This is a genomic window from Thiothrix caldifontis (genome assembly GCF_900107695.1).
Taxonomy (GTDB): Bacteria; Pseudomonadota; Gammaproteobacteria; order Thiotrichales; family Thiotrichaceae; genus Thiothrix; species Thiothrix caldifontis.
In genome coordinates this window covers 113,771-124,298 of the sequence record NZ_FNQP01000011.1, presented here as the reverse complement: position 1 = coordinate 124,298, position 10,528 = coordinate 113,771, and the positions used below count along the sequence as shown (strand labels likewise).

Annotated in this window: 13 protein-coding genes; 4 read left to right on the top strand and 9 right to left on the bottom strand. The window is 49.6% G+C overall.

Features of this window, described 5'->3' with window-relative positions; genetic code table 11:
* The first annotated feature begins 47 nt into the window (after positions 1 to 47).
* A complete protein-coding gene (locus tag BLV87_RS10915) occupies positions 48 to 860 on the top strand; it encodes a CHAD domain-containing protein (RefSeq protein WP_093068642.1) in 813 nt (270 codons plus the stop codon).
* Here BLV87_RS10915 and BLV87_RS10910 read toward each other — a convergent pair.
* Positions 854 to 2,095, bottom strand: a complete 1,242-nt coding sequence (locus tag BLV87_RS10910) for an AI-2E family transporter (protein WP_093068640.1) — start codon at positions 2,093 to 2,095, stop codon at positions 854 to 856. The genes BLV87_RS10915 and BLV87_RS10910 overlap by 7 nt on opposite strands.
* Positions 2,096 to 2,122: 27 nt before the next feature.
* Here BLV87_RS10910 and def point away from each other — a divergent pair, with 27 nt between their 5' ends.
* Both def and corA read left to right on the top strand, forming a co-directional pair.
* Entirely contained in the window at positions 2,123 to 2,731 is a 609-nt protein-coding gene (gene def / locus BLV87_RS10905; protein ID WP_245706995.1) for a peptide deformylase, read from the top strand.
* Positions 2,732 to 2,744: 13 nt separating this feature from the next.
* A complete protein-coding gene (gene corA / locus BLV87_RS10900) occupies positions 2,745 to 3,794 on the top strand; it encodes a magnesium/cobalt transporter CorA (RefSeq protein ID WP_093068639.1) in 1,050 nt (349 codons plus the stop codon).
* 24 nt (positions 3,795 to 3,818) lie between these two features.
* Here the strand turns inward: corA and BLV87_RS10895 are convergent, their stop codons facing one another.
* The 7 genes from BLV87_RS10895 to aroC all read right to left on the bottom strand — a co-directional run bounded on the left by BLV87_RS10895 (position 3,819) and on the right by aroC (position 9,182).
* On the bottom strand, positions 3,819 to 4,235 hold the full coding sequence (locus BLV87_RS10895; RefSeq protein WP_093068637.1) for a lysozyme inhibitor LprI family protein: 417 nt from the start codon (positions 4,233 to 4,235) through the stop codon (positions 3,819 to 3,821).
* A 26-nt stretch (positions 4,236 to 4,261) separates the two neighbouring features.
* Positions 4,262 to 4,612: a hypothetical protein gene (locus tag BLV87_RS10890; protein WP_093068635.1), complete on the bottom strand. Its 351-nt coding sequence runs from the start codon at positions 4,610 to 4,612 to the stop codon at positions 4,262 to 4,264.
* 129 nt (positions 4,613 to 4,741) lie between these two features.
* The gene (locus BLV87_RS10885) at positions 4,742 to 5,386 is read right to left on the bottom strand and encodes a hypothetical protein (protein ID WP_093068634.1); all 645 of its coding nucleotides are present in this window, start codon (positions 5,384 to 5,386) and stop codon (positions 4,742 to 4,744) included.
* Positions 5,371 to 6,129: a type III pantothenate kinase gene (locus BLV87_RS10880; RefSeq protein ID WP_093068632.1), complete on the bottom strand. Its 759-nt coding sequence runs from the start codon at positions 6,127 to 6,129 to the stop codon at positions 5,371 to 5,373. The genes BLV87_RS10885 and BLV87_RS10880 overlap by 16 nt, the downstream gene beginning before the upstream one ends.
* A gap of 5 nt (positions 6,130 to 6,134) precedes the next feature.
* Positions 6,135 to 6,926 carry a biotin--[acetyl-CoA-carboxylase] ligase gene (locus tag BLV87_RS10875; RefSeq protein ID WP_093068630.1) on the bottom strand — a complete coding sequence of 264 codons (792 nt, stop codon included), beginning with the start codon at positions 6,924 to 6,926 and terminating at the stop codon, positions 6,135 to 6,137.
* Positions 6,910 to 8,088 carry an MFS transporter gene (locus BLV87_RS10870; protein ID WP_093068629.1) on the bottom strand — a complete coding sequence of 393 codons (1,179 nt, stop codon included), beginning with the start codon at positions 8,086 to 8,088 and terminating at the stop codon, positions 6,910 to 6,912. The genes BLV87_RS10875 and BLV87_RS10870 overlap by 17 nt, the downstream gene beginning before the upstream one ends.
* Entirely contained in the window at positions 8,085 to 9,182 is a 1,098-nt protein-coding gene (gene aroC / locus BLV87_RS10865; RefSeq protein WP_093068627.1) for a chorismate synthase, read from the bottom strand. The genes BLV87_RS10870 and aroC overlap by 4 nt, the downstream gene beginning before the upstream one ends.
* Positions 9,183 to 9,487: 305 nt before the next feature.
* Here aroC and BLV87_RS10860 point away from each other — a divergent pair, with 305 nt between their 5' ends.
* Positions 9,488 to 10,096: a metal-dependent hydrolase gene (locus tag BLV87_RS10860; RefSeq protein ID WP_093068625.1), complete on the top strand. Its 609-nt coding sequence runs from the start codon at positions 9,488 to 9,490 to the stop codon at positions 10,094 to 10,096.
* Positions 10,097 to 10,159: 63 nt separating this feature from the next.
* On the opposite strand, the gene trxA is transcribed toward BLV87_RS10860, so the two are convergent.
* The gene (gene trxA / locus BLV87_RS10855; protein ID WP_093068624.1) at positions 10,160 to 10,522 is read right to left on the bottom strand and encodes a thioredoxin; all 363 of its coding nucleotides are present in this window, start codon (positions 10,520 to 10,522) and stop codon (positions 10,160 to 10,162) included.
* Positions 10,523 to 10,528: the final 6 nt, after the last annotated feature.

The following is a 10,528-nucleotide window of genomic DNA, read 5'->3' as shown; positions in this document are numbered from 1 at the left end:
ACCTGAATTAGGAAAAACGGCTTGTGTCTGACACTCACGATACAAATATGGACGCTTTCACTATCAACGCCTTACAGGAACGCATCGATAACTACCTGCAACTTGCGGCACAAGTGAGGGTGGATGATTCCCCTGATACCATTCACGATTTCCGTATTGCATCCCGTAGCGTGTTGGCTGTAGAGCCGTTACTACGTGCCACTAGCAAGACCAGAAAATGGCGCAAGCCGATGAGCCGCTGGCTGAAAGCCCTAAACCAGTTACGTGACCTGCAAGTCATGCAGGAGCGGCTAGGTAAAAACCCGGAATTAAACCGGGAACTGGAAGCGGGCATCCAAGCAGAATTATGGGCATGGGGAGTTCTGCGCCCCAAAATTGCCGATAAGGCTTTCAGAAAACGTCTAGCAGCTTCACTCGAACATTTTTTTCAGCATTGTGAGGACCATCCTGGCTATTTTACGGTGACAGCCTTAGCGCTATGGTGGAAAACACTGGGAAAAGTCCAAGCTCGCCTTGCTGCCGTCAAGCAAGATGAACCAGCCACACTTCACCGTTTGAGGATAGCCGTCAAAAACCTGCGCTATCTGGTCAATACTTTGCGGCATATCGGTGCTATTCCAACGGATGCAAATGCCGGACTGAAACACTGGCATGACCTACTAGGCGATATTCAAGACAGGCAAGTGGCAGAAAGCTGGCTGGATAGCAACAGAGCTGACCGGAGATTATCTATCCAGCAACTAGCAGAATCAGCAGCTTTATGTACACAATTCAACGAAGAGCAATACCAGTTTCAGAGCATTCTGATCCGACTGGATGCTACCGTCACTGCCTGCCTGATAGCAATCGACCATCAGTGATCCCGGTAACGGATAGCATGACCAAACAAGTAGATGCAAACAGGCAAACCTAAAATCAACCCCCAAATGTGGAACAACTTGCCTCCCACCGTCAGAATAATCAGCACAATCACCGGATTCACCCGCAACCGCGCCCCGTAAATCAGTGGATTGAGAATGTAGCCTTCCACTAAATGAATGATCGTAATCATCGCCACGCTCAATAGCATTAAATTCAGTCCTCCCGTATTTAATGCAATCAAACAAATCGGAATCGAGCTAATGAACACACCAGCTACTGGCACAAAGCTAAACAAAAACACCAACACTGAAAGGAACGCCATGTGTTCCCCCATTCCCAACACATGCAAACCAATCGCCGTCAATAGCGTATTCACACACGCAATGTAAAACTGTGCCTGCATCGCGTGTCCTAACACCTTACCAAATTGGTAAATATTGTCAGCCACCTCCACGTAAATGAAACGCAAACGGGTGTTTTCCAAGTCACGCACACTGGCAGCCAAATGCGGCAAATCCAACACAATCAGGAATGCAAACAGCAAAGCCAGTAAAAAAGTCGTCAAAAGAGCTAATGCCTGACGACTCACATTGGTTAACTGATCCAGTGCTACCTTGACCGCTTCGCGACCATCAACGGACTTCTCTTTTCCAGTCAACAAACCGATTAACAACCCCGTTGGTGAGTCCCGAAATGCCCGTTGCACTGGCGGTTCTACACTATTAGTGACGACTGAGCCATTCTGTACAGGTACAGCCCATTCTGGAGATGTCGATGTAGACTGCTGTGTAGGTAGACGCCTTAGTTCCGGGATAGCCTCTTGCAATAAGGGATAACGCTCAGCCAAGTCCAACACCTCGGTATCAATGCGCTCCATATACCCGAAAAAACTTTTCGCAAAGCCAGTTGCCTGTTGATAGACCTGCGGGGCAAGAAACAAGCTAACCGTGATAATGGCACCGAGAAACAAGGAACCCACCAACACAACCACCGGCACACGTAGCCATCGCATCCGCCGGGTCAATACATCCACAATGCCTGATTGTAGATAAGCAAACACAAATGTCAGAAAAATCAGAGCAAAAAAAGAACTAAGCAACGTCAGCAAACCAAAGATGATTCCCCACACCAACAAGCGACTGAGCATGGGTAACACATGCTCCCAACGCACTCGCGGCTGTCGTGGAATCGGGCTGGGCAACAACCCCGCATTATTGTCATTATTCGGTAGCATCCATCAGTTCTCGGCAATGGTGAAGCGATGCATTATACCACTATCGTGTTAAAGTATCGTGGCATCACCACCATCACCAGACAGACGCTTATGCTCGAAACACGCACCCTTGCCATCGCCACTCATGACGCTCCTATCCTGCATCAACGTGCACAAGAAGTGGGCGACATACAGGTTCATGCCATCCAAACCTTGCTGGATGAGATGCTAACAACCATGCAAGCTGCTAATGGTGTTGGAATTGCGGCTCCCCAAGTGTTTGTTCCCTTACGCATAATCATTGTTGCCTCGCAACCCAATAAACGTTACCCCGACGCGCCTTTCATGGAACCCATTGCGATGATCAACCCGGAAATCCTCTGGCAATCAGACACCACTTGCAGCGGCTGGGAAGGCTGTTTGAGCGTACCCGACACACGGGCGCAGGTAAAACGTGCCGAACGCTTGCGCATCCGCTACTGGACACGCACGGGAGAGCAGGTGGAAGCGGAATACAGCGGATTCGTCGCACGAATCATCCAGCACGAATGTGATCATCTGGATGGCATCTTATTCCCAGAACGTTTGGAAGACCCCACCGAAACAGTCAGCGAGGCTGTGTTTCAGCAAATGGAAACCATGCGTCTAGCGCATTAAGGATCACAGCAGCATGGAAACCTTCGGCAAACGCTACCACCCCCCCGGCACACCACCGGGTACGCTAACCCGGCACACCACGAGCGATACCACTCACATCCACCTGTTTGAATACGACGGTGAAAACTTCAGCGAAACGCATTCCCCCACACAGCAGCAGTGCCAAGACGCGCAACAAAACACTTTGGTCGATTGGCTGGATGTCACCGGCGTGAACGATCCAATTGCTATCCGTGAATTGGGGGAAACCTTTGGGCTACACCCCTTGGCACTGGAAGATATTCTCAATAGCGGACAACGCCCCAAAATCGACTTCCACGAACAACACGCTTTTTTGATCCTCAACCTGCCACACCTGATTGAGGATGACATTGTATTGGAACAAGTCAGCGTATTCGTCGGCAATGGGCATTTGTTGAGCTTTTGCAGCGGCGATGGGGCGGCCTTTGAGCCAGTACGCCAACGCCTGCGACAAGGTTTCGGGCGTATTCGTACCCGTGGCGTGGATTACTTGCTGTACGCACTGGTGGACGTGGTGATCGACTCTGCGTTCCCACTGCTAGAAGATATTGGGGAGCAAATTGAAGTGTTGGAAGATCGGGTGTTGGAAAACCCTGATAAAGCCATACTCAACACCCTGCATCAACTCAAGCGTGACCTATTGCTATTACGCCGTGCCTTATGGCCACAACGTGAAGTCATTAGTCGCTTGATTCAACACGATGCAGAATTAGTCAATGCCACCATGCGCCCGTATTTTAACGACTGTTACGACCATGCCGTACAAATCATCGACCTGATCGAAACCTACAGAGAAATGCTCAGCGGCATGTTGGATATTTACCTGTCCAGCCTGAGCAATCACATGAACGACATCATGCGTGTACTCACCGTGGTCGGAACTATTTTCATTCCACTGACTTTCATCGTCGGGGTTTACGGCATGAATTTTGATTATATGCCCGAACTACAGTGGCGCTCTGGCTATTTCATCGTCTGGGGGATCATGATTTTGCTCGCTATTGGGATGTTGTTAGCTTTCAAATGGCGCAAATGGTTGTAAGTAGGAGTACAAACACCACAATAATTACTGCGCCCCTTCCTCCAACAAGTCCAAATAATCTTGCAGGGCAACTACCCGTGCTTTGACGACATCAGCACGTTCACCTGCCATCACGGCAATCCACATGGTGCCATCCATTTGCGCGTGGATCGCATTGATGAACTCAAATTCCTTATCACGCTGTACAATCCATGCGCGTTGTGCTTGTTTGAGCGCATCCTGAGCGGCTGGCTTGAGTTTGCTTTGTAAAGCTTTGTACACACGATTGAGTTCAGTATCCCAATCCTTTTCTGCGCGGCTGAAACACTCCAACATTCCTGCCGTCGAATCATTGGTGCTAAGGCAACTCTCCGTGGTCAGATCAATGGTATGCTGGGTCGTTTTTGCCTGCACTGGCAGCGCAATAACCAAAGCACAAGCAAACACTAAAACGTATCGCATCAGACAGCCTCCCGGAACAATCCAACTTACATATACAACACCAGTTTGGCATAAGCATAGACGCAGCCTAGTAAAGCTGCCAGTGGAATACCTGCTGCACCCAACACTAACCACAACACCAAGCGCCCAAAAGACGATTCCTGAAACCAGAAATGCGTCAAGGTGTAAATAGCAATGAGCAACAGTTCAATCAATGCCGTACCCATGATCAATACCAGCACCAGATCAACCGTTTCAGTATAACCACTCAATACCAACGAACCGACCAACGAAAAGCCGTAGCTGATGAAATAACCCGGTATTAGTAATGACAACCACCCCAACCAAAACAATGACTGCTGCCAAACAGTATAATTTGGCGTCTCAATTTTGACCATAACACCCACCCTTCTCACCCAAAGGACTCAAACACATCCAAAGCATTTATATAGGCTAGGCTTAATAATATTGCCGTGAGACCGTTATATCCGGTCGAATTTTACTGATAAAATCCCACAAGCAGGGAGTTAGCGACAAGCGCGTGGAATACGCTGTACCTCAGAAGTAGCATCTACCGCCGCGCTCCATGCTTGCACGGGTGCATCGTTGCCAAAAGGCTCATCATAATCCACCCAAAATACCTCACGGGGAGCTTGCTGTTCGGTGTACTGCGCGTCATACCCTAGATAGCGGATATATTCAGCATGACGTTTGGCTTTATTTAAGTTATTGAAGAAACCCAGAGAAATGGCATTTTGATACGGCCCTTGTGTGAGAATTTGCACGTCACGAACATCATTTTTCACAATATCTTGCGCAATCTTTTCAGCCTCTGCGTAAGCAGCCACTGGGGGAATGTACACAAAAAAGTTTAGCGTTTCCATGCTACGCATTTTGCGTATCGATACCGCAAGACCAAAAGCACGTACCTTATCTGCCACTAATTGTGCTGCTTTTTCACTATTATAGGGGCCGATACTGTAACAACTGCTTTGTATACCTGCCGAGGTACTGCTATACACCACCTCATCGACATCTTGACGCAACTCCAGCGGCGGAATGTTTGGTTCAACCAATACCGGCCGAAATTCGCGAACATCCGACGACAACACTACATTCCAAGTCAATATTGATACGTTCAGGAATAACAGCGCAATCAGCAACTGGTACATGCTTCCTGCTCCGTAATATAGGCTAACCCCTGCATCAACAAGTCTGGTTGCAGTAGATAATCACCCGGCAACCATGAACGCAAATACTCAGCATCCCCCCCCGTTAATACCCTTACCGCAGGAGACGGCAAAGCCTGTTGCATCCGCGAACAAATTCCCTCAATCGCCCCCACTAAGCCAAATAAGCAACCACTACCGATAGCCCTACCGGTACTGTCTGCAAAAATGTTAGGTTGTGCAAATGACAAACTAAGTCTGCCCTGCGCGCGTGCAATCAAAGCCTCAGCAGACAATTGCAATCCGGGCAGAATCAAGCCCCCCAAATGCCGCCCGTCACGACCAACTGCATCCACCGTGATCGCAGTGCCGCAATCAATCACAATGCTGGCCTCTCCCCCCGCCAAACGATGCGCTGCCACTAAACCCACGAAACGGTCAGCTCCCAAGGCACTAGGCTGTTGGTAGCCATTAACAATGCCATAAGCACACGATACAGAACACACACTGTGTAAATGGATACCGCGTTGTTCGCAAGCCACTTGCACACTCTCAGCAAACAAGTGCGTTAAAACATGCACCAACGTGATATGTGCCACCTGCGGATAAGCATCCAGTAAATCTAAAAAAGCGCTCAATGCAGGGCGATCACCATACGCCCATGCCTGCTGGGTAGACAGATTACCCGCAGTATCAAGCTCCGACCATTTCAGGCGTGAGTTGCCTGCATCTACCAGCAAAACCATTACTATTACATTCCTAATCGCACTGAGACCTCTGCTGACGATAGATTTTTTATTGATCCATCATGCAAAATGATACGCAATTGTCCACAATGATCGACACCTGATGCAAGCCCTTGCAGACTTTCCCGCCCGCTGTGTACTTGCACCTCGCGCCCCTGCAACAAATCACGCTGCTGCCAATCCTGCTGGAATTGCGCCATATCCAAACAGGGAAAATCCTGCAAACGCCTAACCAAACGCTGTAATATCGCCGCCACTACTGCATTGCGATCTACCGACTGACCGCTAATTTGTTGCAGACTCGTCCATGGTTGATCAATAACAGCGCCTGCTTCTGGCAACATATTCACATTTAAGCCAATACCGATTACCACATGTGCTTGTGAACCAACCGCTTCCAGTAAAATACCACCCAATTTCTTTCCATCATAGTACACATCGTTAGGCCATTTCAGGCCATGTCCATGAATTGCACAATCTTCGAGCGCATCAGCAACTGCCAATCCCGTGACTAAACTCAATAACGGCAAATGTTCCGGTACTGGCGTAAAACACCAACGCAAAGAAAGGTAGATATTCGCCCCCCATGGCGATTGCCATTGCCGCCCACGCCTACCCCTTCCAGCACTTTGTTGCTCAGCCAAACACACATCGCCGCACACGCCCTGTTGTAACGCCCATGCATTGGTAGAGTCCACCTCAGGAAAAACATACAGCCCATGCAAAGCCAATACCGTCGCCGTATCCAAGTGGCAGCCGATATTACTGGCAGACAACGGCTCAACGGTGAATGACATGGGCTTCCTCCCTTACATAAATTAGCGCCAACAACCAAGCGCCAGCAGCAAGCGCCGCAGCGGCATAAAAAGTATTCACAGCCCCCCAATATTCCCAAACATAGCCACTGAATAAGCTCCCCAATGCACCGCCAACACCATAACTTAAGCCGGAATATAAGGCTTGTCCCCTACCTTGTAATTTTCCCGGAAATTGGTGGTGTATCAAATGAATCGCTGAAGCATGAAATAAACCGTAAGTAGCCGCATGAAATAATTGCGACACCATCAATACCACCCCATTATCTGCCCAAGTCCCCAACACCACCCAGCGTAAAGCGGTTAACAATAACGCCCAAACAAACAAATGCGCCGCCCCAAACCGCCCAATCAAGCGATGCATCACCACAAACAAGCCCACTTCAGCCATCACGCCCAACGCCCACATCCACCCAGTCACCTGGCGTGAATAGCCGTGATCTTCCAAATAAATACTAAAAAACGTGTAATAAGCACCGTGACTCGCCTGTTGCAACGCACACGCTAACAACAACACCCACACGGCAGGATGACGCAACACTTCACGCAAACGACTGGCTGCAATGCTTTGCTCAGCATGAGGCTTATCTTGCACCAACCCTGTTGACAACCAGATCCCCACAAACAGCAACAACAAGGCATCCATCACCACTGCCACGCCATAGCGTTCCAACACCGCTGGCAAAGTCGCTACCGTCACAATGAACCCCACCGACCCCCACAAGCGAATACGGCTATAACGCCCAATGTGGCTACCCAAATGGTTCAGGGTCAATGCCTCAAATTGTGGCAACGAAGCGTTCCAGAAAAACCCAAACCCCACCATAACAACCGCCATCCACCCAAAGCTGTGTTGCCAATACACCCCGGCAAAACACACCACCGCGAGTAAACTGGCAATACGAATAATACGCAAGCGCTCCCCAGTATGATCCGCCAACCAGCCCCAAATGAACGGTGCAACAATCTTGGTTGCCATAAACACCGCCATTAATTCACCGATTTGTGCCGGTGAAAATCCGGCAATGTTTTTCAGATACACTGTCCAATACGGCACAAACACACCGAGTGCCGCAAAATAGGCGAAGTAGAAAGCCGAAAGCCGCCCATAAGGCGGCTTTACTCCGGGGGGGGGGTTCTTCATGCTGAAGCTGGAATATCCGGCAATTCGGTCGTCACATCCGCATTCTGCCCGCGATGCCGCAACGCATGATCCATCAACGTAATTGCGAGCATTGCCTCGCAAATCGGCGTAGCACGAATCCCAACGCACGGGTCATGCCGCCCTTTGGTAATCACTTCTACCGCATCACCGGACAGATTCACAGTACGCCCCGGCAAGCGCATACTGGAGGTGGGCTTGAACGCAGTATGCACAATGATTTCCTGACCCGATGAAATACCCCCCAATACGCCCCCAGAATGGTTGCTTAGGAAGCCTTGCATGGTGATTTCATCACGGTGTTCCGTGCCTTTTTGCGCCACGCAAGCAAAACCTGCACCGATTTCCACACCCTTTGCCGCATTGATCGACATCATCGCGTGCGCAATATCCGCATCCAGCCGGTCGAAAATCGGTTCACCCCAACCGGGCGGCACGTTGGACGCTACCGTGGTGATTTTCGCACCGACGGAATTGCCTTCTTTGCGCAAGGCATCCATGTAATCTTCCATCGGCTGCACTTTACTGGCATCCGGGCAGAAGAAGGGGTTATTGGCGATTTCGTCCCAATCCAAGGTTTCTGCAACGATGGGGCCGAGTTGCGACAAATAGCCGCGAATCACCACGCCGTAACGTTCCAGCAACCACTTCTTAGCAATCGCCCCTGCCGCAACGCGCATCGCCGTTTCGCGAGCTGAAGAACGCCCTCCCCCACGGTAATCGCGGAAGCCGTATTTTTTGTAATACGTGTAATCGGCGTGACCGGGACGGAAACGATCCATAATGTCGCCGTAATCCTTCGAGCGCTGATCCGTATTATGGATAAGCAAAGCAATCGTCGTACCCGTGGTTTTACCCTCGAATACACCGGAAAGGATTTGCACCGCGTCGGCTTCACGCCGCTGGGTGGTGTGGCGACTTTGCCCCGGCTTGCGCCGATCAAGGTCAATTTGAATATCGGCTTCGGTGAGGACGAGTCCGGGCGGGCAGCCATCCACGATGCAACCGATTGCGGGCCCATGACTCTCGCCGAAGGAGGTCACGGAAAATAGTTTTCCAAAGGTATTTCCTGACATGGGGGTGATTGTAACAGCTATTCAAAAACCCGTGCAGCCCTTTTCGTCTTGCTTATTTATCTCCCATTCAGCTTTATTGATATAAGATTGCTCATACTTATCATAAAAAACAATTGAGTCAAATCGACGCAAAAGCCCGTATGAGGGAGCACCCCTCCCTCGTTTTTTAAACTTGGCTTGACCAAGCTAAGTAACAGGAACTTATCCGAGCAAATCTTTCTAAATAGAAGAAGTTTCAGCCTGTGGGCAGAGGCATGAAACAACGGGCAATAAAGTAATAACACGATTCATTAGGGGCAAGTACCATGGCAGAATGCAGTACATACCATCTGGCAGCAGTCGCGACTGGCGTAGGATCTGCCGCAGTGTCTTCCATTATCGCACCAGAATTAGGCTGGGAAATCATCGGTGTCACTGCTCTGAGCGGCTATGTTGGTGGCTTGTTGGCAGATATTGATGATATTCACTCCAGCAGTTTCCGAGTCGTGCAACGCCTTAGCCAAGTCGCTGCCGTCATTGTGCCTAGCATCCAGTTTTTCTACCGACCAGCCGATTTATTAATTGCCATACCGATTGCTTTATTCATGGTTTCACACTTTTGGGAAGTGTTAAGCCAAATCATGAAGCGTGGTGGGCATACCCATTCAGTCATCGCAGCAGTGTGCTTATCGTTAGGTGTAGCATGGGTTGCTTATTTAACCGTTGGCGCAGCGGCAGCATTACCCGCCTTTTTAGCTTCCAGCACCAGTTATTTGCTGCATTTATTGTTGGACGATCTCGATAATGCACGGTTCGTAGAAACGAAAACAGGGATGCGCTCCGCTTTGATGCCAGTAGGCAGGGGACGTGCCATTGAATTTTACAGTATTTTGGCTATCGGCTTTGTCAGCTTTTTCGCGCTATGGGGTTTTTAGCATACAACCTAAGCGACAGATTCTGGTAGAGACGCAACATTTTGCGTCTCTACACCAGCATGATTATTGCTGCTGTGCCGCAATATCGGCATGAACCTTAGCCATATCCAGCTCACGAACCTTGGCAATCACTTGCTCCAGTTGCGGCTCACTCAACATACCGGCTTCCGCAAACAAGATCACCTGTTCACGGAAAATCATCAACGTCGGGATGGAACGAATCTGGAAATGCCCTGCCAACTCTTGCTCTTCCTCTGTATTCACCTTAGCAAACACGATGTCAGTGTGGTTGTCAGAAACCTTTTCAAAAATGGGTGCAAACGAACGGCACGGCCCGCACCAAGGTGCCCAAAAGTCAATGATAACGATGTCATTGGTGGTGATAGTCTCTTCAAAATCTTGTGCGGTCATTTCCATGGTTGCCATGGCATA

Excerpts from the sequence above, each read along its gene's own strand:
- BLV87_RS10910 (WP_093068640.1), bottom strand. The coding sequence starts at position 2,095 with ATGCTACCGAATAATGACAATAATGCGGGGTTGTTGCCCAGCCCGATT.
- trxA (WP_093068624.1), bottom strand. The coding sequence starts at position 10,522 with ATGGCAACCATGGAAATGACCGCACAAGATTTTGAAGAGACTATCACC.
- BLV87_RS10875 (WP_093068630.1), bottom strand. The coding sequence starts at position 6,926 with ATGTCATTCACCGTTGAGCCGTTGTCTGCCAGTAATATCGGCTGCCAC.
- BLV87_RS10895 (WP_093068637.1), bottom strand. The coding sequence starts at position 4,235 with ATGCGATACGTTTTAGTGTTTGCTTGTGCTTTGGTTATTGCGCTGCCA.
- def (WP_245706995.1), top strand. The coding sequence starts at position 2,123 with ATGCATTATACCACTATCGTGTTAAAGTATCGTGGCATCACCACCATC.
- BLV87_RS10860 (WP_093068625.1), top strand. The coding sequence starts at position 9,488 with ATGGCAGAATGCAGTACATACCATCTGGCAGCAGTCGCGACTGGCGTA.
- BLV87_RS10870 (WP_093068629.1), bottom strand. The coding sequence starts at position 8,088 with ATGAAGAACCCCCCCCCCGGAGTAAAGCCGCCTTATGGGCGGCTTTCG.
- BLV87_RS10915 (WP_093068642.1), top strand. The coding sequence starts at position 48 with ATGGACGCTTTCACTATCAACGCCTTACAGGAACGCATCGATAACTAC.
- aroC (WP_093068627.1), bottom strand. The coding sequence starts at position 9,182 with ATGTCAGGAAATACCTTTGGAAAACTATTTTCCGTGACCTCCTTCGGC.
- BLV87_RS10885 (WP_093068634.1), bottom strand. The coding sequence starts at position 5,386 with ATGTACCAGTTGCTGATTGCGCTGTTATTCCTGAACGTATCAATATTG.
- BLV87_RS10890 (WP_093068635.1), bottom strand. The coding sequence starts at position 4,612 with ATGGTCAAAATTGAGACGCCAAATTATACTGTTTGGCAGCAGTCATTG.
- BLV87_RS10880 (WP_093068632.1), bottom strand. The coding sequence starts at position 6,129 with ATGGTTTTGCTGGTAGATGCAGGCAACTCACGCCTGAAATGGTCGGAG.
- corA (WP_093068639.1), top strand. The coding sequence starts at position 2,745 with ATGGAAACCTTCGGCAAACGCTACCACCCCCCCGGCACACCACCGGGT.